General features: G+C 71.9%; 21 protein-coding genes. 13 read left to right on the forward strand and 8 right to left on the reverse strand.

All coding sequences use genetic code 11. The features are described from left to right. Positions 1 to 65: 65 nt before the first annotated feature. The 3 genes from ACLIN4_RS22250 (at position 66) to hutH (ending at position 3,722) form a co-directional block, all read left to right on the forward strand. On the forward strand, positions 66 to 866 hold the full coding sequence (locus tag ACLIN4_RS22250; protein ID WP_100045992.1) for an enoyl-CoA hydratase/isomerase family protein: 801 nt from the start codon (positions 66 to 68) through the stop codon (positions 864 to 866). A 75-nt stretch (positions 867 to 941) separates the two neighbouring features. Further along, positions 942 to 2,090 (forward strand): diguanylate cyclase domain-containing protein, encoded by a 1,149-nt coding sequence (locus tag ACLIN4_RS22255; protein WP_269955348.1) that lies wholly within the window; start codon positions 942 to 944, stop codon positions 2,088 to 2,090. Positions 2,091 to 2,183: 93 nt separating this feature from the next. Next, positions 2,184 to 3,722, forward strand: coding sequence for a histidine ammonia-lyase (gene hutH, locus ACLIN4_RS22260; protein ID WP_411576773.1), 1,539 nt, complete (start codon positions 2,184 to 2,186; stop codon positions 3,720 to 3,722). A gap of 90 nt (positions 3,723 to 3,812) precedes the next feature. On the opposite strand, the gene ACLIN4_RS22265 is transcribed toward hutH, so the two are convergent. Beyond that, positions 3,813 to 4,130, reverse strand: a complete 318-nt coding sequence (locus ACLIN4_RS22265; protein ID WP_107479155.1) for a hypothetical protein — start codon at positions 4,128 to 4,130, stop codon at positions 3,813 to 3,815. A gap of 109 nt (positions 4,131 to 4,239) precedes the next feature. Here ACLIN4_RS22265 and ACLIN4_RS22270 point away from each other — a divergent pair, with 109 nt between their 5' ends. Together ACLIN4_RS22270 and ACLIN4_RS22275 are read left to right on the forward strand one after the other, a co-directional pair. Then, positions 4,240 to 4,593: a hypothetical protein gene (locus ACLIN4_RS22270; protein ID WP_107479154.1), complete on the forward strand. Its 354-nt coding sequence runs from the start codon at positions 4,240 to 4,242 to the stop codon at positions 4,591 to 4,593. Between the two features lie 232 nt (positions 4,594 to 4,825). Beyond that, entirely contained in the window at positions 4,826 to 6,070 is a 1,245-nt protein-coding gene (locus ACLIN4_RS22275) for a L,D-transpeptidase (RefSeq protein ID WP_100046007.1), read from the forward strand. A gap of 167 nt (positions 6,071 to 6,237) precedes the next feature. On the opposite strand, the gene ACLIN4_RS22280 is transcribed toward ACLIN4_RS22275, so the two are convergent. Beyond that, positions 6,238 to 7,131 (reverse strand): helix-turn-helix domain-containing protein, encoded by an 894-nt coding sequence (locus ACLIN4_RS22280; protein ID WP_289904407.1) that lies wholly within the window; start codon positions 7,129 to 7,131, stop codon positions 6,238 to 6,240. Between the two features lie 169 nt (positions 7,132 to 7,300). Between ACLIN4_RS22280 and ACLIN4_RS22285 the strand changes: the two genes are divergently transcribed. Then, entirely contained in the window at positions 7,301 to 8,341 is a 1,041-nt protein-coding gene (locus tag ACLIN4_RS22285) for an NAD(P)-dependent alcohol dehydrogenase (RefSeq protein ID WP_107479867.1), read from the forward strand. Positions 8,342 to 8,485: 144 nt separating this feature from the next. Next, positions 8,486 to 9,301 (forward strand): SDR family oxidoreductase, encoded by an 816-nt coding sequence (locus ACLIN4_RS22290; RefSeq protein ID WP_100045987.1) that lies wholly within the window; start codon positions 8,486 to 8,488, stop codon positions 9,299 to 9,301. On the opposite strand, the gene ACLIN4_RS22295 is transcribed toward ACLIN4_RS22290, so the two are convergent. Continuing rightward, positions 9,285 to 10,340, reverse strand: a complete 1,056-nt coding sequence (locus tag ACLIN4_RS22295; protein WP_289904404.1) for an aldo/keto reductase — start codon at positions 10,338 to 10,340, stop codon at positions 9,285 to 9,287. The genes ACLIN4_RS22290 and ACLIN4_RS22295 overlap by 17 nt on opposite strands. 162 nt (positions 10,341 to 10,502) lie before the next feature. Here ACLIN4_RS22295 and ACLIN4_RS22300 point away from each other — a divergent pair, with 162 nt between their 5' ends. Continuing rightward, a complete protein-coding gene (locus ACLIN4_RS22300) occupies positions 10,503 to 11,093 on the forward strand; it encodes a TetR/AcrR family transcriptional regulator (RefSeq protein WP_107479866.1) in 591 nt (196 codons plus the stop codon). Positions 11,094 to 11,108: 15 nt separating this feature from the next. Here ACLIN4_RS22300 and ACLIN4_RS22305 read toward each other — a convergent pair whose 3' ends face one another. Further along, positions 11,109 to 11,783, reverse strand: a complete 675-nt coding sequence (locus ACLIN4_RS22305) for a hypothetical protein (protein WP_107479865.1) — start codon at positions 11,781 to 11,783, stop codon at positions 11,109 to 11,111. A gap of 176 nt (positions 11,784 to 11,959) precedes the next feature. Between ACLIN4_RS22305 and ACLIN4_RS22310 the strand changes: the two genes are divergently transcribed. The 3 genes from ACLIN4_RS22310 (at position 11,960) to msrA (ending at position 15,562) form a co-directional block, all read left to right on the forward strand. Further along, the gene (locus ACLIN4_RS22310) at positions 11,960 to 14,020 is read left to right on the forward strand and encodes a restriction endonuclease (protein ID WP_411576774.1); all 2,061 of its coding nucleotides are present in this window, start codon (positions 11,960 to 11,962) and stop codon (positions 14,018 to 14,020) included. A gap of 57 nt (positions 14,021 to 14,077) precedes the next feature. Next, positions 14,078 to 14,767 (forward strand): hypothetical protein, encoded by a 690-nt coding sequence (locus ACLIN4_RS22315; RefSeq protein ID WP_307652196.1) that lies wholly within the window; start codon positions 14,078 to 14,080, stop codon positions 14,765 to 14,767. A 282-nt stretch (positions 14,768 to 15,049) separates the two neighbouring features. Further along, the gene (msrA, locus tag ACLIN4_RS22320; protein ID WP_100045980.1) at positions 15,050 to 15,562 is read left to right on the forward strand and encodes a peptide-methionine (S)-S-oxide reductase MsrA; all 513 of its coding nucleotides are present in this window, start codon (positions 15,050 to 15,052) and stop codon (positions 15,560 to 15,562) included. A gap of 80 nt (positions 15,563 to 15,642) precedes the next feature. On the opposite strand, the gene ACLIN4_RS22325 is transcribed toward msrA, so the two are convergent. Continuing rightward, positions 15,643 to 16,761: a hypothetical protein gene (locus tag ACLIN4_RS22325; protein WP_107479862.1), complete on the reverse strand. Its 1,119-nt coding sequence runs from the start codon at positions 16,759 to 16,761 to the stop codon at positions 15,643 to 15,645. Between the two features lie 96 nt (positions 16,762 to 16,857). On the opposite strand from ACLIN4_RS22325, the gene ACLIN4_RS22330 reads away from it, so the two are divergent. After that, positions 16,858 to 18,012, forward strand: a complete 1,155-nt coding sequence (locus ACLIN4_RS22330) for a cystathionine gamma-synthase (RefSeq protein ID WP_269956363.1) — start codon at positions 16,858 to 16,860, stop codon at positions 18,010 to 18,012. A 10-nt stretch (positions 18,013 to 18,022) separates the two neighbouring features. Here ACLIN4_RS22330 and ACLIN4_RS22335 read toward each other — a convergent pair whose 3' ends face one another. The 3 genes from ACLIN4_RS22335 to ACLIN4_RS22345 all read right to left on the reverse strand — a co-directional run bounded on the left by ACLIN4_RS22335 (position 18,023) and on the right by ACLIN4_RS22345 (position 19,725). Continuing rightward, positions 18,023 to 18,280, reverse strand: coding sequence for a hypothetical protein (locus ACLIN4_RS22335; protein WP_289904395.1), 258 nt, complete (start codon positions 18,278 to 18,280; stop codon positions 18,023 to 18,025). 148 nt (positions 18,281 to 18,428) lie between these two features. Beyond that, entirely contained in the window at positions 18,429 to 18,932 is a 504-nt protein-coding gene (locus ACLIN4_RS22340; RefSeq protein WP_100045977.1) for a sigma factor-like helix-turn-helix DNA-binding protein, read from the reverse strand. A gap of 283 nt (positions 18,933 to 19,215) precedes the next feature. Continuing rightward, a complete protein-coding gene (locus ACLIN4_RS22345) occupies positions 19,216 to 19,725 on the reverse strand; it encodes a MarR family winged helix-turn-helix transcriptional regulator (protein ID WP_179342243.1) in 510 nt (169 codons plus the stop codon). Between the two features lie 162 nt (positions 19,726 to 19,887). Between ACLIN4_RS22345 and ilvA the strand changes: the two genes are divergently transcribed. Beyond that, positions 19,888 to 21,117 carry a threonine ammonia-lyase gene (ilvA, locus tag ACLIN4_RS22350; protein WP_100045976.1) on the forward strand — a complete coding sequence of 410 codons (1,230 nt, stop codon included), beginning with the start codon at positions 19,888 to 19,890 and terminating at the stop codon, positions 21,115 to 21,117. Positions 21,118 to 21,146: the final 29 nt, after the last annotated feature.

Here is a 21,146-nt window from a genome sequence, read left to right on the forward strand (position 1 = left end):
CGGAGCGGGTCCGCCTGCGATGATCGGGCCGTCGAGTTGTTAACCCGCGTTAACCGGAGGGTGTCATGAGCGAGGAGCGGTTCGGAGAGTTCGTCCTGGTGCGGCGGCACGGGGACGGGCATGTCGCGGAGCTCGCGCTCGACCGGCCGAAGGCCATGAACGCCGTGTCGACCGCCATGGCCCGGTCCATCGGCGCGGCCTGCGCGGCCCTGGGCGGCGACCCGAGTGTACGGGTCGTGGTGCTGACCTCCACCCACGAGCGGGCGTTCTGCGTCGGCGCCGACCTCAAGGAGCGCAACTCCTTCTCCGACGCCGACCTGCTGCGGCAGCGCCCGGTGACGCGCGGCGCGTACACCGCGGTGCTGGAGCTGCCGGTGCCGACGGTGGCGGCCGTGCACGGGTTCGCGCTGGGCGGGGGCTTCGAGCTGGCGCTGTCCTGCGACGTGATCGTGGCCGACCCCACGGCGGTGGTCGGGCTGCCCGAGGTGTCCGTCGGCGTGATCCCCGGCGGTGGCGGCACGCAGCTGCTGCCGCGCCGGGTGGGGGCGGCGCGCGCCGCCGAGCTGGTGTTCACGGCGCGGCGGGTGGAGGCCGCCGAGGCACGGGAGCTGGGGCTCGTGGACCAGCTCGTGGACGAGGGCCGGGACCGGGAGGAGGCGCTGGAACTGGCCTCCCGGATGGCGGCGAACTCGCCCGTGGGGCTGCGGGCGGCCAAGCGGGCGCTGCGGCTCGGACACGGGCTGGACCTGCGGGCCGGCCTCGAGGTCGAGGACGCGGCGTGGCGGTCGGTGGCCTTCTCCGGTGACCGGGCGGAGGGTGTCGCGGCGTTCAACGAGAAGCGGGCGCCGCGCTGGCCGGGGGAGTGAGGCCGCCGCGTGATGGGCGCCCCCGTTCGCCCTGTTTGAATCCCGTTTCTCCCTGAATCTCCCTAGCCTGGAGTGATGGGTGAGGACAGGCGGCTCACGGCCGTGGTGGCGCTGGCGCAGGGCATGGCCGCCGCGCAGAGCACGCAGGAGGCGTGGCGGGCGGCGGCCCTCGGCGGGTGCCTGGCGCTGGGCGGCAGCTTCGCGGCGCTGTCGGTGTGGGAGCGCGAACTGGGCCGGCTCCGGGTCCTGGTGAACGTGGGCGAGCTGGCCGAGGGCGAGGAGGAGTTCCCCGAGGACGAGTCCTACCCGGTGCACCAGTTCGCGGAGATCACCGAGTTCCTGCACGAGCGCTGGGCCGGCGGCGGTGAGCCCGACGCCTGGGTGGAGACGGCCGAGGGTCCTGCCGCCGGACGCCCCGGGTACGTCCACCAGCGGGTCGCCGCCCTGCGCCGCCGGGGGCGCGGCTGCTGCGTGGTCGCGCCGATCGTGCTGCACGGCCGCGCCTGGGGGGAGCTGTACGTGGCCCGGCCGGTGGGGGAGCGGGTCTTCGAGCGGGCGGACGCCGACTTCGCCACCGTGCTGGCCTCGGTGGTGGCCGCCGGGATCGCGCAGACCGAGCGGCTGGAGGAGGTCCGGCGCCTCGCCTACACGGACGCGCTCACCGGACTGGCCAACCGCCGCGCCGTCGACGCCGCGCTGGACGAGGCCGTCGAGCGGCACCGCGCGGAACACGTCGTCGTCAGTCTCGTCGTCTGCGATCTGAACGGCCTGAAACGGGTCAACGACACACACGGGCATGCCGTCGGCGACCGGCTGCTGGAACGTTTCGGTTCGGTGCTGTCCCTGTGCGGGGCGATGCTGCCGGGGGCGCTCGCGGCACGGCTCGGCGGGGACGAGTTCTGCCTGCTCGCGGTGGGGCCGCCGGCCGACGCGGTGGCCAAGGCCGCCGAGGAGCTGTGCCGGCGGGCGGCCGAGCTGGAGCTCGGCGACGGTGTGGCCTGCGGGGTCGCGTCCACGGAGGACCCCGTGGGTCCGGTGCGCTCCGCCCGCCGGCTGTTCCGGCTCGCGGACGCCGCCCAGTACCGTGCCAAGGCGGAACGGGCGGCCGGGCCGGTCGTCGCGGGGCGCGAGGGGCCCGACGACCCCGTGGTGCGGCTGGCGGACGAGCCGTCCCGGGAGGAGGACGGGGAGCGCAGGCGGTTCCGCGGCCGGCACTCGCCGTGACCTGGCGCCGGTAAGGGGCGCAAGCCGCACGCATCCGTGACGTACCCCCTCGTGACATCATCGAATTCACTGCGTACGCTCCTGAATATGGATATGCACACTGTGGTGGTGGGGACGTCCGGGGTCACCGCGTCCGACGTCCTCGCCGTGGCGCGCGCCGGCGCCCGGATCGAGCTTTCCGAGGAGGCGGTGGCGGCCCTCGCCGCGGCCCGCGAGATCGTGGACGCGCTGGCCGCCAAGCCGGACCCCGTGTACGGCGTCAGCACCGGCTTCGGCGCCCTGGCGACCCGGCACATCAGCCCCGACCTGCGGGCGCAGCTCCAGCGCAACATCGTCCGCTCGCACGCCGCCGGGATGGGCCCGCGCGTCGAGCGGGAGGTGGTCCGCGCGCTGATGTTCCTGCGGCTGAAGACCGTCTGCTCCGGGCACACCGGCGTCCGACCCGAGGTCGCGCAGACCATGGCCGACGTGCTCAACGCCGGGATCACCCCGGTCGTGCACGAGTACGGCTCCCTCGGCTGCTCCGGCGACCTCGCCCCGCTCTCGCACTGCGCCCTCACCCTCATGGGCGAGGGGGACGCCGAGGGCCCCGACGGCATCGTGCGGCCCGCCGGTGAACTGCTCGCCGAGCACGGGATCGCCCCGGTCGAGCTGCGCGAGAAGGAGGGCCTCGCCCTCCTCAACGGCACCGACGGCATGCTCGGCATGCTGGTCATGGCCCTCGCCGACCTCGACACCCTCTACAAGAGCGCCGACATCACCGCCGCGCTGACCATGGAGGCCCTGCTCGGCACCGACAAGGTGCTCGCCCCCGAGCTGCACGCCATCCGCCCGCACCCCGGGCAGGCCGCCAGCGCCGCCAACATGGCCGCCGTGCTCAAGGGCTCGGGCCTCACCGGCCACCACCAGGACGACGCCCCCCGCGTCCAGGACGCGTACTCCGTGCGCTGCGCCCCGCAGGTCGCCGGCGCCGGACGCGACACCATGGCCCACGCCGGCCTGGTCGCCGAGCGGGAGCTGGCGGCGGCCGTGGACAACCCGGTCGTCCTCCCCGACGGACGCGTGGAGTCCAACGGCAACTTCCACGGCGCCCCGGTCGCCTACGTCCTGGACTTCCTCGCCGTCGCCGCCGCCGACCTCGGCTCCATCGCCGAGCGGCGCACCGACCGGCTGCTGGACAAGAACCGCAGCCACGGTCTGCCGCCGTTCCTCGCGGACGACGCCGGCGTCGACTCCGGACTGATGATCGCCCAGTACACGCAGGCCGCCCTGGTCAGCGAGTTGAAGCGGCTGGCCGTACCGGCCTCGGCGGACTCCATCCCGTCCTCCGCGATGCAGGAGGACCACGTGTCCATGGGCTGGTCGGCGGCGCGGAAGCTGCGCACCGCGGTCGACAACCTCACCCGCGTGATCGCCGTCGAGCTGTACGCCGCCACGCGCGCCATCCAGCTCCGCGAGGGCCTGACCCCGGCCCCGGCCTCCCGAGCCGTCATCGACGCCGCACGGGCGGCGGGCGTGGAGGGTCCCGGCCCGGACCGCTTCCTGGCACCCGACCTCGCCGCGGCCGACGCGTTCGTGCGCGACGGGCGCCTGGTCGCGGCGGCGGAGACGGTCACCGGGCCGCTGCGCTGACCCGACCCGCGAGGCGCGGAGGGACCCTGTCGGGACGACGGGGCCCTCCGCGCCTCACTGGTTCAAGAATGCGGAAACAACGTCAAGTGTCTAAAAATCAAGGCGCTCCCGGCGCACCGAGTACCCGACGAAGCCGACGCCGAGCCCGAGGCAGAGGGCGCCGCCGACGACGTACGGCGTGCTGTCGAAGCTTCCGGTGTCGGCCAGGCGGGCGGTGTCCTCTCCGGTGGTCGCCGTGCCCGTGGACGCGGCTCTGGCCTGTGCGGTGACCTGCGGGGACGGGCTCGCGGCGGCGGACGCGAGCACCGGTGTGTCCGGGGTCGCGTTCGCGGACGGGACGAACCACAGGGCGCACAGCAGACCACCCGCGGCGGCGGCGGTCAGCAACGGACGGCGAGCGGATGACACGGAATATCGATCCCCTTGTGGCGCTGGCGAATTGGCCGTGTGGGCAGATGTTAGTGAAAGTCGCGGGTCACAGGAAAGTCACGGGCGCGGTCGGCCTTACGCTCCGGGCATGAGCACTCCAGAGACATCTCGTTTTGTACGGGTTCGCGTCGACCTCGTCCTCGAGGTCGACGACGAGCAGGCCGTCACCGGGGCCGCGCTCCAGGCACTCGCCGGCGACGCCGACCTCTCCGACGCCGAACGGGCCCACGCCGAGCAGGCTGTGACGGACGACACCGCGGAGGCCCTGGCCTACCTCGTCGACCCGTTCGACCTGGTGGGCGAGGTGCCCGGAGTGGAACTCCAGCAGGCGTCCTGGAGCAGTGAGCAGATCGACTACGACCCCGACTCGCCCGAATGGGACCTCGACGAGGATGATGGCGACGAGAACGACCCGGAAGACGATGAAATGAAGGTCGGCTGACGCCGCGTGGGGAAATTCCCGACCCCGGGCGGCAACCGCCGTCCGGGGTTTCGTCGTCTCACGGTGCGCACGGACCGCCCCCGTACCGCGGCAGGCCGCCCCGCCTGAGCGGAAACGTGGTATGCCCCACACCGGAGAGCGATGTGGAACGGGACGAACCGGTCGTAGCGTTGAAAGTTCTTGACGGGGAATCTCGGGGTTACGGGAATCGGCGACGATGGAGAAGCGTGTGATGACGGACGGTAAGCGGCGCAAGGGCATGGTGGCCGCGTCCGCACTGCTCGGCGGTGTGCTGGTGCTCTCGGCATGTTCCAGTAGCGACGCCGGCACCTCCGGCGGGGACGGCAGGACCTCGCAGGCCGAGGCCGACGAGGCCGCGGCGAAGAAGTCGTCCGAGGCCCAGATCAAGATCACGCCCGGGGACGGCTCCGACAACGCCTCCATCAACAACTCCGCCGCCGTCACCGTGAGCAAGGGCACGCTCACCGAGGTCAAGATGACCGCCACCGACGGCACCGTGGTCGAGGGCCAGATATCCGCCGACAAGACCAGCTGGAAGCCCGCCGGTCAGCTGGAGCGGGCCACCAAGTACCAGATCACGGCGACCGCGCAGGACTCCGACGGCCGCGCCGCGCACGAGAACGCGTCGTTCACCACGGTCTCCCCGAAGAACAGCTTCATCGGCACCTTCACCCCGGACGACGGCACCACCGTCGGCGTGGGCATGCCCGTGTCGATCAACTTCGACAAGCAGATCACCGACAAGGCCGCCGTCCAGAAGGGCATCACGGTCAACACCAGCAGCGGCCAGGAGGTCGCCTGCCACTGGTTCAGCACCCAGCGCATGGACTGCCGCCCCCAGGACTACTGGCAGGAGGGCTCGACCGTCACCCTCAAGCTGGCGCTCGACGGGGTCGAGGGCGCCGAGGGCGTCTACGGCGTCCAGCAGAAGACGGTCACCTTCAAGATCGGCCGCAACCAGGTCTCCTACGTCGACGCGAAGACCAAGCAGATGAAGGTCACGCAGGACGGCAAGACCGTCAAGACCATCCCGATCTCCGCCGGCTCCCCCGAGAACAAGACCTACGAAGGCCAGATGGTGATCTCCGAGAAGTACAAGGAGACCCGGATGGACGGCTCGACGGTGGGCTTCACCGACGACGACGGCAAGGGTGAGTACGACATCAAGGACGTGCCCCACGCCATGCGCCTGAGCACCTCCGGCACCTTCATCCACGGCAACTACTGGGGCAAGGGCATCTTCGGCAAGGCCAACACCAGCCACGGCTGCGTCGGCCTGGCCGACGCCCAGGGCGCCGACGACCCGAACACGCCGGGCGCCTGGTTCTACGACAACTCCATGATCGGCGACGTGGTCGTCGTCCAGAACACCGGCGACAAGACCATCGCCCCGGACAACGGCCTCAACGGCTGGAACATGGACTGGGCCCAGTGGAAGGCGGGTTCGGCGGTCTGACGCCGAACTCCCGGCGGTACGGGAGTACTTCCGGCTTCCCGGGAGGACTTCCGCCCGGTTCGGTCAGGGCTTCGCACAGGCGCCCGCCACCCCGCGCAACGGGGCGGCGGGCGCCCGCCGTTCGCCCGGCTCCCCGGCCGCACGCCCGACCGGTGCCGGCCGTCGCCTCAGGGCTGCGGCGGGGCCGCCGCGGGCCGCGCGGCCGCCGCGTCCGTCCCCCAGCTCGCCAGCAGCCGCAGCGCCTCCGCCGACGGCGAGCCCGGCTCGGCGTGGTACGTCACGAACGCCTGCTCGTCGTCGTCGACCAGGCGGAACGTCTCGAAGGACAGGGTCAGTTCACCGACCAGCGGGTGCCGCATCCGCTTGACGCCGTGGCTCTTCTCCTTGACGTCGTGCGTGGCCCACAGCCGCCGGAACTCCTCGCTCTTCACGGACAGCTCGCCCACCAGCGCGGACAGCCGCGGATCGTCCGGGTGCCGGCCCGCGTCCATCCGCAGGAAGCTGACCATGTCGTACGCCTTCTGGTCCCAGTCCACGAACAGCTCGCGGTAGTCCGGATTCAGGAACACCAGCCGCGCCCAGTTCCGCTCCTCGGCGGGCAGCCTGCCCCAGTCGCCGAAGAGGGCCGCCGCCATCCGGTTCCAGGCGAGGATCTCCGAGCGCCGGCCCGAGACGTACGCCGGGACCGTGTCGATCGACTCCAGCAACTGGTGCAGCGCCACCCGCACCGGCTGCTGTGCCCGCGACCCCGTGGCGCGCCTGCGCTGCTGCTTCGGCCTCGCCAGGTGCGTCAGGTGGGCCTGCTCGGCGTCGGACAGTCTGAGCGCGCGGGCGATCGCGTCCAGGACCTCCGCCGACACGTTCCGCCCGTTGCCCTGCTCCAGGCGCGTGTAGTACGCCACCGACACCCCGGCCAGCTGCGCCAGCTCCTCCCGCCGCAGCCCCGGCACCCGGCGGTGCCGCCCGAAGGACGGCAGCCCCACGTCCTCCGGCTTCAGGCGGGCCCTGCGGGTGCGCAGGAACTCGCTCAGTTCGGCACGCCGGTCCAGCTGTCCATCCATGTGTCCCAGTATCGCCGGACGTATTCCCGGTCGTACGCACACGAGCCTGTCCCCGCCAGTGGTACGCACGCCGGTCGTACGCAAAGGCGTGGTCTGGGTGAAACCGCAGGCCGCAGGCAGGGTGGAGGCATCACCCAGTCAATGCCAAGAGAATTCCGGAGAACCCGGCATGACCACTGTCGCCGCGTACGCAGCACCCGCCGCCAAGGCTCCGCTGGAGCGCACCACCATCGAGCGGCGCGAGGTGGGCGAGCACGACGTCCTGATCGACATCAAGTTCGCCGGCATCTGCCACTCCGACATCCACCAGGCCCGCGAGGGCTGGGGCGAGGCCATCTTCCCGATGGTCCCCGGGCACGAGATCGCCGGTGTCGTCGAGGCCGTCGGCCCCGGCGTCACCAAGTTCAAGGTCGGCGACCGGGTCGGCGTCGGCTGCCTCGTCGACTCCTGCCGCGAGTGCGAGAACTGCAAGGCCGGCATGGAGCAGCACTGCCTCAAGGGCAGCGTCGGCACGTACAACGCCGTCGGCTACGACGGTGAGCCCACCTACGGCGGCTACTCGCAGAAGGTCGTCGTCGCCGAGGCCTTCACCGTCCGCATCCCCGACGGGCTGTCGCTCGACGTGGCCGCGCCGCTGCTGTGCGCGGGCATCACCACGTACTCCCCGCTCAAGCACTGGGGCGCCGGCCCGGGCAAGAAGGTCGCCGTGATCGGCCTGGGCGGCCTCGGCCACATGGGCGTCAAGATCGCCCACGCGATGGGCGCCGAGGTCACCGTGCTGTCGCAGTCGCTGCGCAAGAAGGACGACGGCCTGAAGATGGGCGCCGACCACTACTACGCGACCAGCGACGAGCAGACCTTCCAGGAGCTCGCGGGCACCTTCGACGTGATCCTCTCCACGGTCTCCGCGCCGCTGGACTTCGGCTCCTACCTCGGCCTGCTCAAGACCGGCGGCGCCCTGGTGAACGTCGGCGCCCCCGAGGAGCCGGTCGCCCTGAACCTGTTCTCGCTCATCGGCGGCAACAAGACCCTCGCCGGCTCCATGATCGGCGGCATCGCCGAGACCCAGGAGATGCTGGACTTCTGCGCCGAGCACGGCATCGGCGCCGAGATCGAGCTGATCGCCGCGTCGGAGATCAACGAGGCGTACGAGCGGGTCCTGGCGAGCGACGTGCGGTACCGCTTCGTGATCGACACCGCGACGATCTGACCCGACCGGGAAGAATTTCCCTCCCTCCCTGTCACACTCCCGCCCCGCCCCGGGTCATACCGCCACGGACACACACGGCGGACGTCCGGGCGGGGCGGATCAGTACCCGCTCCCCCGGGCGCCATGACCCCGGGAGCAGTAGTCATGACGCACCCCTCGACCCCCACCACCCCCCTCCTGGTCACCGGCGGCACGGGCACCCTCGGCAGCCACGTCGTCCCGCTGCTGAGGGCGGCCGGCCACGAGGTGCGGATCCTCACCCGCCGCCCCCGCCCCGACGCGGACGGCATCACCTACGTCACCGGCGACCTCCTCACCGGTGAGGGCGTCGAGGCCGCCGTCGCCGGCGTGCACACCGTCCTGCACCTGGCGGGCGGCCCCAAGGGCGACGACAAGGCGACCCGCGCCCTGGTGAGCGCCGCCGTCGGCGCGGGAGTACGGCACATCGTGTACATCTCGGTCGTCGGCGCGGACGGCGTCCCGCTGGCCTGGCTGCGCACCAAGCTGGAGTCGGAGCGGGCCATCGCCGGCTCGGGCATCGGCTGGACGGTGCTGAGGGCGGCCCAGTTCCACGAGCTGACGCTGACCATGATCGAGAAGATGACCAAGCTGCCGTTCCTCCCCGTCCCCGGCGGCCTGCGCCTCCAGCCCGTCGACTCCCGCGAGGTCGCCGCCCGCCTGGCCGAACTGGCCCTCGCGGCCCCGTCCGGCCGGGTCCCCGACCTGACCGGCCCCGAGGTCCACGACCTGGCCGCCCTGGTCCGCCCCTACCTGACCCTGCACGGCAGGCGCCGGCGCCCCCACCTGCCGGTCCGCATCCCCGGCAAGGCGGGCCGCGCCTACCGCGCGGGCGCCAACCTCACGCTGGACGGCGCGCAGGTGGGCCGGCGGACGTGGGAGCAGTTCCTGGCCGAGCGGGCCGGACAGGCGACGGAGGCGGCGGCTACCGCCCGCCCGTGAGCCCGGCCGGGACCGGGGCCCGACGGCGCCGCAACGCCGGGTCGAGCAGCGCGGGCGGGGTGTCGAACTTCTCGTGCGCCGCCAGGTCGGTGCCGGGCGCGACGATCTCGTCGATCGCGTCCAGCACGTCGTCGGGGAGGACGGTGTCGGCGGCGGCGAGCTGCGCGTGCAGGTGGTCCAGGGTGCGGGGGCCGATGAGGGCGGCGGTCACGGCGGGGTGGGCGGTCACGAAGCCGAGGGCCAGCTGGATCAGGGTCAGGCCGGCCTCGTCGGCGACCCGGGCCAGCCGCTCGACGGCGTCGAGCCGGGCCCGGTTGGCGGGCAGCGAGGGGTCGAAACGCTCCGGCATGACCGCCGACCGATGGGTGGTGATCTCCCTGCCCGCCCGCACCGCGCCCGACAGCCAGCCCGACGCCAGCGGGCTCCACACCAGCACCCCGAGCCCGTACTGCTCGCTCACGGGCAGCACGTCGCCCTCGATACCGCGCTGGAGGACGGAGTAGCTGGGCTGCTCGGTGACGTAGCGGCTCAGGCGGTGCTCGCGGGCGGCCCACTGCGCCTGCACGATGCGGTACGCGGGGAAGGTCGAGGAGCCGAAGTAGCGGATCTTCCCCGCGCGCTGAAGATCGGTCAGTGCCGACAGGGTCTCCTCGTCGCCGGTCTCCGGGTCCCACCGGTGGATCTGGTAGAGGTCGACGTGATCGACGCCGAGGCGGCGCAGGCTGTTGTCCAGCGCGGTGACCAGCCAGCGGCGCGAGGCGCCCCGGTGGTTGCGGTCCTCGCTCATGGGCATGACCGCCTTGGTCGCCAGCACGATGTCGTCCCGGCGACCGGCGACGGCCTTGCCGACCATCTCCTCCGACTCGCCCCGGCCGTACATGTCGGCGGTGTCGATGACGTTGACCCCGGCCTCCAGGGCGGCGTCGACGATGGCGGTGGCCTCGTCCTGGGTGGTGCGTCCGATGGCGCCGAAGTTCATGGCACCGAGCGCGAGGGAGCTGACCTGGACACCGGTGCGGCCCAAGGTGCGGTACTGCATGATCGTGTTCCTCCGTCGAGGGAAGGGAGCGGTGCGCACGGGCGCACGGCGTGGCACGACGGCCCCGGGCTCTGGCATCATGGGCAACCGGAACGCCGTCCCGTTTGACGATACGGAACGGTGTCCCGTTTAGCAATGCCGGTCTGTGGAGGGAACGACGCGATGGTGGACGGCGACGAGACCGAGGGGCGTACGGACCGTCCCAGACGCGCGGACGCCCGGCGCAACCAGAAGACCCTCCTGGACGCGGCCGCCGCGGTCTTCGTGAGGTCCGGCGTGGAGGCGCCGGTCCGCGACATCGCGGCCGAGGCGGGCGTCGGTACGGCCACGATCTACCGGCACTTCCCGACGCGGGCCGACCTCATCATCGGCGTCTACCGGCACCAGGTGGAGGCCTGCGCCGCGGCCGGCCCCGAACTGCTGGCGAGCAGCCCGACCCCCTACACCGCCCTCGCGCGGTGGATCGACCTCTTCGTCGACTTCCTGGTCACCAAGCACGGCCTCGCCGGCGTACTCCAGTCCGACAACGCCGGCTTCGAGACGCTGCACGCCTACTTCCTCGACCGCCTCGTGCCGGTGTGCACCGACCTCCTCGACGCCGCGGCCACCGCCGGCGAGATCCGCTCCGACCTGTCCGCCTACGAACTCATGCGCGGCGTCGGCAACCTCTGCATCGGCGCGGAGAACGACCCGCGCTACGACGCCCGGCGGCTGGTGGGTGTGCTCGTCACGGGGGTGCGGCGAACGGAGTGACCCGGGCGCCGAGCGTCAGGACCCGGCACCGTCACGTCGGCCGGTGTCCGTCTCCCGCGTCCACAGCGAGAGGTCGCTGCTCGTGGCCACGGCGATCGTACGGCCGGAGGGGGAGAAGCCGGCGGCGCGGAATGTGGAGTGGCGCGAGTGGAAGATGTGCCACCACCGCTCTCCGTGCGGGCCGGTGTGGAAGCCGCCGCCACGGGACAGCAGGACGCGCTCGTTCGGCCAGGCAGGGGCGACCACGTCCAGGGACCAGCCGTCCTCGGTGGTGGCGTGCAGCCCGCCGCCGTAGAGCCCCGTGATGCGCACGCGGCTCCCGGCGACCGGCCCCAGCCCGGGGCACGACAGGTCGGCGACGCCGCCGGGCGTGCTGTGCTCGGGATCGGGATCGGGGTCGCGGTCTCTGGCGATCTTCTCGCCGGTGACGGCGTCGAAGAGACCGTGCCCGTCCTGCGAGACGACCATGACCAGATCACGGCCGGTGCCGGGATGCGTCGCGAACCCGATCCCGAGCAAGCCGCCCACGGGAACGCCGTACCGGTACTCGAAGACGGGTCGCCAGGGCCTGGGCGCGGCCACCATCGGCGCCGCGAGAAGCTGGTCCCGCAGCGACCGCTGGTGGGCGGTGAGTTCCGGCTCCCGCACCGGCTGCTCGACCGGCGCCACGTTCTTCGTCCCCTTCGTCATGGGTCCATGATCCACGCCTGGGTGAGCGGACCCGCGCCCTGGATCTCCACCTGCGGGGGCGGACCGATCGTGCTTTCTTCAACGACTGGATGGGCGAGACAGTGATTGCTGGCTAGAGTCGTCTGGTTACGACTGGTTGTGGGGACAGCCAGTGCCTTGGGGAGGGCATGCAGCGCATGAGTCGTCGGTCTACTGGTTTTGTCGGCGTCTGGGCCGAAGTGCAGCGGCAGCAGCAGCGGCAGATGGAAGCCGAAGCCAGACGGCGGAGGCAGCAGGAACAGCAGGCGCGGGCCTATCGACGCCGAGCTGACCGGAGTCACCGCGAGTACAGGCAAGCAGAGGCTCTGCGGCGTACCGAAGAATTGGACGCCCGGGTCACCTCGCTGCAGGGTCTTCTGGCCTCGGGCTGCCAGGCTCCGGCGTTCCGAGCGGCCTCGCTCATGCGGTCCGAGGAAGTCCAGCCCTTCGCGCCGGGCCCGTTGGCGCAGCCAGTGCCCATGCCGGACTTCAGCCGCTACCAGACGCAGACCGGCTGGACGGCGAACCGCCGGGCACAGGCCCAGGCGGAAGCGCGAGCGCGCTTCGAGAGGGACTGGCAGGCGGCTCAGGCAGCGGAGGCCCACCGACAGCGGGAGCTGGCGGCGTACCGACGTCAGTACCAGCAGTGGGCCGATGCCCAACTGGCAGACGTACGGCGGCACAACGCCGGTGTGTCGGCGGTTGCCGAGGGCGTCAGGCGTCAGGATCCCGATTCCGTGATCGAGTACTTCTCCGCGGCTCTCTACGCCTCGACGGCATGGCCGGAGGGGTTCCCGCGCCAGGTGGCGGCTGCTTACGACTCCGCGGCCCGGCAACTGGTACTCGACTGGGAGCTGCCCGCTTACGACGTCGTACCGGATGTGAAGTCGGTCCGATACATGCCCAGCGTGGACCAGGACAAGGAGACCCCGCGTCCCGTGAGCCAGCGCCGTGCGCTGTACAGGGAAATCCTGGCCCAATGCATGCTTCTGGTCCTGCACGACTTGTTCGCCGCGGATGAGGCGGAGGCTCTTGAGTCAGTGGCTCTGAACGGGTTCGTCGACGGGCACGACCCTACGACGGGCCGGCCGGGCCACATCTTCCTCGCGACCGTGATGGCCTCGCGTTCCTCGTTCCGCGACTTGCACCTGGCGCAGGTGGAGGCCGTGAGTTGCCTGGCCGACGCACTTCGCGGACAGCTCTCGGCCCGCCCGGACCAGCTCGCCCCGGTACGACCGGGCAGGCGGCCCCTGGACGTCGCCGACAGCGTCGTCTCCCATGGCGACGGCGAGGAACCGGATCTGCTCGCCATGGACCCGATCACTTTCGAGGGGCTCGTCGCTGACCTCTTCCGGGCGATGGGGATGCAGGCGGTGACCACCCAGCGTTCCAACGACGGCGGCGTGGACGTCGACGCACTGGATCCGACCCCGATCCGAGGCGGCAAGATCGTCGTCCAGGTGAAGCGCTACCGCAACACGGTGCCGCCCACCGCCGTCCGCGACCTGTACGGAACCGTGCAGGGCGCCGGTGCCAACAAGGGCGTACTCGTGACGACGTCGGGCTTCGGTCCGGGTTCGCACACGTTTGCCAACGGCAAGCCGCTGGAGCTCGTCTCGGGCGGGGAACTGGTGGACCTGCTGCACCGCCACGGACTGCGGGGCCGGCTCGGCGACGGCACTCGCCGATCCACGGCGCAGTCGGCGTCCGCGACGCGGGACGCTCCGCTGCCCGACGACTACAACGTCCTGGGCATGACGTGGGCGGGAGGCGTCGCCCTGGACGTGTGCGCTCTCGTCTGCCGGGGGAACCGGGTCCTCAGCGACGATCACTTCGTCTTCTTCAACAACCCACAGCTGCCGGACGGCTCAGTGCGTACGCTGCCTGCCGAGGCACCGGACAAGGCCGCGATCTGTGTCTCGTTCGACGGGCTGCCCGCTGAGGCCGACCGCCTCGTACTCGTTGCGGCCGTCGACCCGGAGGCCAATCCCACCGCAGACCTCTCCGGCTTCACGAACGCACGCATCCGCCTGCTCGACCCGGGGATGGCTGAGCTCGGACAGCTCGAAGTCTCGGACGGCCGTCCGCGCGAGACTGCGCTGGTCCTCGGTTCCTTCCGCCGCAGGCCGAACGGAGACTGGGACTTCGTCCTGGGCGGCAAGGGTTACACGGGCGGCCTGGAGGAACTCGTCCGGGACTTCGGCATCGCAGTGGAGTAGCTTCCCCGCGACGTACGGCGTCTTGCATATTCGGTCCACGGTCACTTCGATGCTGTTGTGACCACAGCATCAGTGCACGGTTCGGGAAGCATCGCCGGACGGATCCCGCTGCGAGGGGTCATGGCCCGGTTGGGCCGCTACAGGCCTGTCTTCCACTCAGAGGCCGATCTCCAGCACAGTTTCGCTCGGGTGCTGTGGGAGGCGGCTCCGGAGGTCGAGTCCCGGCTCGAGGTCCCGCAGCGACTCTCCAAGAGAACCGAGTACCTGGACCTGCTGTGCATCGGGCCGGACGCGCGGACCGCCGTCGAGTTCAAATACTTCACCCGGAACTGGACCGGCACGGTCGGCACTCCGGCCGAGGACTACGCGTTGAAAGCACATGGCGCCACGGATCTCGCCCGCCTGCACTTCGTGCGCGACATAGCCAGGCTGGAGCGGTTCTGCGGCCGGACCGCGCAGAACGGCCTTGCCCTCATGCTGACCAACGAGCCGTCCCTGTGGGCTCCGCCGGACCCCGGCCGCCCGCCCACCCGCGACCGCGACTTCAGAATTCACGAGGGACGTGAGCTTGCCGGGACGCTGCTCTGGGCCGAGGGAAGGTACGAGCCGAACACCTGCACTTTGACCGGCGCCTACTCCCTGTCCTGGGAGCCGTACTCCAAGCACGCCGGACCCGGCGGAGAGTTTCGGTGGCTGGCGGTGACCGTCAGCCCACCGGCCGACGGCGGGTCCGGCGCAGTCACATAGGGAAGGGAGCCGGACGCCCCCCGCAGGCGGACGACCCGCCGGAGACCACCGCCACCGGACCACGGACAGCAGCGCGGCGTCCGTCCTGCTGGCGTCTCCCTCCGCGCCGCCGTACGGGTGATGTATGCGCCTCGTCCGGGCGAGAGCCTCGCCGACGGCCGCATGACCCCGGACGGCACGGAATCGCGCGGAACCCTCGTGTGTTGAGGGGAGTGGACGTGGGATGTCGGTGTGCGAGCCGAGTAGCCCGAGTGATCAGAGCGATGGAATTGGAGGGCCGCGATGGCCGCGCAGACGCAGAGGGCCGTGCTTGCGGGCGGATGCTTCTGGGGGATGGAGGAGCTGATCCGGCGGCTCCCGGGCGTGACGGCGACCCGGGTCGGATACACCGGGGGCGACGTGCCGAACGCGACGTACCGCAACCACGGCACGCACGCGGAGGCCATCGAGATCCTCTTCGACCCCGAGCAGACCGACTACCGCACGATCCTGGAGTTCTTCTTCCAGATCCACGACCCGAGCACCAAGAACCGCCAGGGCAACGACATCGGCATGAGCTACCGCTCGGCGATCTACTACGTGGACGACGAGCAGAAGCGGATCGCCGAGGACACCATCGCGGACGTGGACGCCTCCGGGCTGTGGCCGGGCAAGGTCGTCACCGAGGTGGAGCCGGTCGGACCCTTCTGGGAGGCCGAGCCCGAGCACCAGGACTACCTTCAGCGGTACCCGGACGGCTACACCTGCCACTTCCCGCGCCCGGGGTGGCGGCTGCCGGCCCGTTCCGAGGGCTGACGGTACGACCGCGCGAGACGGCCCGGTGGGAATCCCCCGCCGGGCCGTCCTGTGTCGTCGGGCCCCGAGGGGCCGGGATGTCAGTGGGGGAGCGTCGCCGGACTGCCGCCGTTGGCCTCGTAGCCCGCCACCGCCAGCGCGCGGTAGACGGCGAACTCTGCCGCGGGGTCGTGCGACAGGGTCCAGGGCAGCGCGCCCACGTGGCCGTCGATGACTATCAGCTGGTTCATGGCCTCGGCCCAGCGCTCGCCGCGGACCAGGAAGAACACCAGCAGATGGCGGACGTGCGCCTGCATCGGGTCGTCGGGGCGGGCCGAGTGCACCGCGTGCAGGGCACCGTGGACCGCCTTGGTGACGACCTCGCTCTGGTAGAAGCCCCTGACCATGTTGACCTCGGGCAGGTGCTCGAAGACCGCGAAGAGGGGCATCGCCGCCAGGAGCGAACCCCGCGGTGCGCGAGCGGCCGCGGCCTCCGCGAAGGAGTACGCCAGGTCGCGGGAGCCGTGCCACTTCTCGCACCAGTAGTGCAGGGCGGCCAGGTGCGCCCCCATGTGGTTCGGGGCGCGGTCGAGGATCTTCAGCCAGAGCTGTTCGAACTCCTCGCGCGGGTAGCCGAGGCCGCGGGCCACCGACAGCTCGACGATGTAGGGGATCGGGTCGCCGGGGGCGAGCAGTGCCGCCTGTGAGCAGGCCTCCTTCGCCTCCTCCATGATGATCCGGAACTCGTCCGTGCCCGGCGTCGCCGTCCGCCACGCCTGCTGCACCAGGAACTCGGCCTGCACGGCCGCGCCGCCCGCGTCCTTGGGGGCCTCGGCCCGCCACACCCGCAGCCACTGGCCGCCCGGCGTCTCACCGACGCCGCCGGGCCGCTGCGCCAGCTCCAGCGACGCCGCGCCCGCGAAGGCCTGCACGCGCTGCCAGCGCCGCTCGCCCTCGGCCTCCGTGCCGGCCAGGAGCTGCTGGGCTCCCCGGTAGTCCTGGGTGCGCTGCACCAGGTCCAGGACTTCCAGCAGGTCGTGGTCGGGACCGGGCATGCGGATGTCGAGCTCCTCCTCGCGGGCGAAGCCGTAGTTCGCGGGATCCGCCGCGTCGGGATGGCCGGGCGGGACCAGGCCGACCGCGCCCCGCCGGCGCCGCAGAAGGGGGACCAGCACCACGGCCAGCATGGCCAGTGCCATCAGGACCCAGAGAATCTCCATGTCTCAAGCGAACCAGACCGCGCCGACAATTGGCCAACCTGTGCCCGGGCCTGTGGAAAACGCACGGAGCCGTCCGCGCCGCTACGCTCGGGCCCCATGAGCGACAGGCACATCAGTCAGCACTTCGAGACGCTCGCGATCCACGCGGGCAACACCGCCGATCCGCAGACCGGCGCGGTCGTCCCGCCGATCTACCAGGTGTCGACGTACAAGCAGGACGGCGTCGGCGGGCTGCGCGGCGGATACGAGTACAGCCGCAGCGCGAACCCGACGCGCACGGCCCTGGAGGAGAATCTCGCCGCCCTGGAGGGCGGCCGCCGCGGCCTCGCGTTCGCGTCCGGACTGGCGGCCGAGGACTGCCTGTTGCGCGCGCTGCTGCGCCCCGGCGACCACGTCGTCATCCCCAACGACGCGTACGGCGGCACCTTCCGGCTGTTCGCCAAGGTCGCCACGCGGTGGGGCGTGGAGTGGTCGGTGGCGGACTCCAGCGACCCCGCGGCCGTCCGGGCGGCGATCACGCCCAGGACCAAGGCCGTGTGGGTGGAGACGCCGTCCAACCCGCTGCTCGGCATCACCGACATCGCCGCCGTCGCCCAGGTCGCCCGGGACGCGGGGGCACGGCTCGTCGTCGACAACACCTTCGCCACGCCGTACCTCCAGCAGCCGCTGGCGCTCGGCGCGGACGTCGTCGTGCACTCCCTGACCAAGTACATGGGCGGTCACTCGGACGTCGTCGGCGGCGCGCTGATCGTGAACGACCAGGAGCTGGGGGAGGAGCTGGCGTTCCACCAGAACGCGATGGGCGCGGTCGCCGGGCCCTTCGACTCCTGGCTGGTGCTGCGCGGCACCAAGACCCTCGCGGTGCGCATGGACCGGCACAGCGAGAACGCGACCAGGGTCGCCGAGATGCTCACCCGGCACGCGCGCGTGACCAGCGTCCTGTACCCGGGGCTGCCGGAGCACCCGGGGCACGAGGTGGCCGCCAAGCAGATGAAGGCGTTCGGCGGCATGGTGTCCTTCCGCGTCGAGGGCGGCGAGGAGGCGGCCGTCGAGGTCTGCAACCGCGCGAAGGTGTTCACGCTCGGCGAGTCCCTGGGCGGCGTCGAGTCGCTGATCGAGCACCCGGGCCGCATGACGCACGCCTCCGCGGCCGGCTCGGCCCTGGAGGTGCCCGCCGACCTGGTGCGCCTGTCGGTCGGCATCGAGAACGTCGACGACCTGCTCGCCGACCTCCAGCAGGCGCTGGGCTAGCCCGGACGGCTCACCAGCCCTCCCATCCCGTCACGGGTGGGGTCGTCTCCGACGGCGGCTCCACCCACGGCTGGACGGTCAGCGACCACACCGTGAACGCCACGGCCGCGGCGCCCAGCAGCACCCACATCAGGCGGCGTACGGCGGTCCTGCGCCGCAGCATGCGGCCGCCGCGGCGCAAGACGTCCGCGTACAGCTCGGGCGGCACCCGCGGCGGCGACTGCTCCATGATCCGCCGGGCCGCCGCCTCACGTTGCAGCCGGTTCACCGGCGCCTCCCCGCACTCCGGGCGAGCACGCCCGCGCCTTCCGAGAGAGCACGTCCCGCGTCCTCCGCGCGCGCGTGCCCGGCGTACTCCACGTCCTCGGCCTCCGCCTCCGCGCGCGTGACCGCAGGTCTCCACGCGCGCGTGCCCGTCACGGCGTCGCCGCCTTCGGTTCGGCCACCGGGCGGGACCGGTCGGCGGGCGGGCGCAGCAGGGTGGCCGTCGCGCGTTCGCAGATCGTCCGTACGCGTTCCACGGGCAGGCCCAGCAGGGCCGCCGCCTGTTCCTCCGCGACGCCCTCGTAGAGCCTGAGCACCAAGATCAGGCGCTCCTGCGGGGTGAGCCCGCTCAGCGGGCCGACGGGGCGCCTGCGGGTGCGGCCGGGACCTCCGTACCGGTGCCAGGCCCCGCGGGCGAAGCGGGTGGCCAGGTACTGGCGGGCGCGGTCGTACGGGTCCTCGCCGTGCAGCCGGTCCCAGTACGCGTACGTGTGGGCGAGGGACAGGGCGAGCAGGCGCCGGGCGCGCGGATTGTCGTCCGGTGGTTCGGCCGTGAGCAGGGTGGCGGCATGCAGCAGTCGCCCTGCCGCGCCCGCGACGAACGCCTGGAACTCCCGGGCCCGGCGGGCGTTGTGGGACGCCTGCCTGTCTCGCACCGCGCCTCCCGCCCGGAGGGCGACGGCCCCCGGGACTCGACGACGACCCCTGAGGTCTCATATCAGGCCAGGGGTGGCCCGCCGGTCAAGAGTCCGGTGCGATCCGCTCGCGAAAGCCCTGACGGCTGTGTCGGAAACCGCTGACGGCCGTGGCGGAAAGCCCTGACGGCTGTGCCAGAAACCGCTGACGGCCGCGGCGGAAAGCCCTGACGGCTGTGGCGGAAAGCCCGGACAGCCGTATCCGAAAGTCCCGACGGCCGTGTCGGAAGTCCTGACCGCCGGGTCAGGAAGACGTCGGCGACTCCTGGCCCGCCGACACGCCCGACGGGGCCATACGGGCGGACAGGGCGCCGTTGAAGCGCGCGAGGAGCGCGCAGAAGGCCTCGCGCTCCTCCGGCGCCCAGTCGTGTGTCAGCTCGGCCATGAGCTGACGCCGGGAGGACCGGACCTCCTCCAGTCGCGACACACCGCGCGGGGACAGCTGGAGGACCACCGCGCGGCCGTCCTCGGGGTGCGAGGTCCGCTTGACGAGGCCGGTGTCGACGAGCGGGGCCACCTGCCGGGTGACCGTGGAGGAGTCGATCCCCATGCTCGCGGCGAGCGCCTTCACGCCCATCGGGCCCTCTTTGTCGAGGCGGTTGAGGAGCAGGTAGGCGGCGCGGTCCATCGTGTTGCGCACCTGCCCGACGCCGCCGAGCCGGGTCTGTTCGGCACGACGGGCGAAGAGCGCCACCTCGTGCTGGAGCGTCTCGAGAAGACCGGTGTCACCGGCGGTCGTCATGTCCATCGACATTTCAGGTGTTGTGGGCATGGCCGGGGGCTCACTTCGTGGAGGGCTGCTAATTGGGGGACAGGGTACGCGGCCGGGCGGCCGACCGTACCTGCGCTCGGCAAAGCGGGTCTCGGAGGTTGGTCACAACGGCCCCGGGCGCCTGTGAACTGCGATGCTGGAGAGATGAGCTACAGCACGGCCGCCCGTGTCGCCCCCGTCACCCTCGACGACGTGCGCGGGGCGCAGAAGATGCTCTCGGGCGTGGCGCGGGTGACCGCGATGGAAGGCAGCAGGCACCTCTCCCATCTGGTCGGTGCGCCGGTGCACCTCAAGTGCGAGAACCTCCAGCGGACCGGTTCGTTCAAGCTGCGCGGTGCCTACGTCCGTATCGCGGGGCTGCTGCCCGAGCAGCGGGCCGCCGGTGTGGTCGCGGCGAGCGCGGGCAACCACGCGCAGGGCGTGGCGCTGGCGTCGTCGCTGCTCGGGGTGCACTCGACGGTGTTCATGCCGAAGGGCGCCCCGCTGCCCAAGATCAGCGCGACCCGCGACTACGGCGCGGAGGTGCGGCTGCACGGCCACGTGGTCGACGAGACGCTGGCCGCGGCGCAGGAGTACGCGGAGCGGACGGGCGCGGTGTTCATCCACCCCTTCGACCACCCCGACATCATCGCGGGGCAGGGCACGGTCGGGCTGGAGATCCTGGAGCAGTGCCCCGAGGTGCGGACCGTCGTGGTGGGCATCGGCGGGGGAGGGCTGGTGGCCGGGATCGCGGTCGCGGTGAAGGCGCTGCGGCCGGATGTGCGCATCGTGGGCGTGCAGGCCGAGGGAGCCGCGGCGTACCCGCCCTCGCTGGCAGCCGGCCGCCCGGTGGCCGTGGAGAATCCGTCGACGATGGCCGACGGCATCAAGGTGGGGCGGCCCGGTGACGTGCCGTTCGGGATCGTCGGCGACCTGGTGGACGAGGTGCGCACGGTGTCCGAGGACGAGCTGTCCACCGCCCTGCTGCTGTGCCTGGAGCGGGCCAAGCTGGTCGTGGAGCCGGCCGGTGCCAGCCCGGTGGCGGCGCTGCTGAGCGAGCCCGGCGCCTTCGCGGGACCGGTGGTGGCGGTGCTGTCCGGCGGCAACGTGGATCCGGTGCTGATGCAGGGCGTGCTGCGGCACGGCATGGCCGCGCAGGGCCGCTACCTGGCGGTCCGGCTGCGGCTCACGGACCGGCCCGGCGCCCTCGCCACACTTCTCGGGGTGTTGTCAGTGGTGGACGCTAACGTCCTCGACGTGAGCCATGTCCGGACCGATCCACGGCTCGGGCTCACGGAGGCGGAGGTCGAGCTGCACCTTGAGACGAAGGGTCCGGAGCACTGTGCCGAGGTCGGCCGGGCGCTGCACGAGGCGGGGTATCCCGTCATCGGCTGAGCCGGCGGCCCCTTCAGGGCTCCTTGTCA

This window comes from Streptomyces mutabilis, from assembly GCF_046628145.1.
GTDB lineage: Bacteria > Actinomycetota > Actinomycetes > Streptomycetales > Streptomycetaceae > Streptomyces > Streptomyces mutabilis.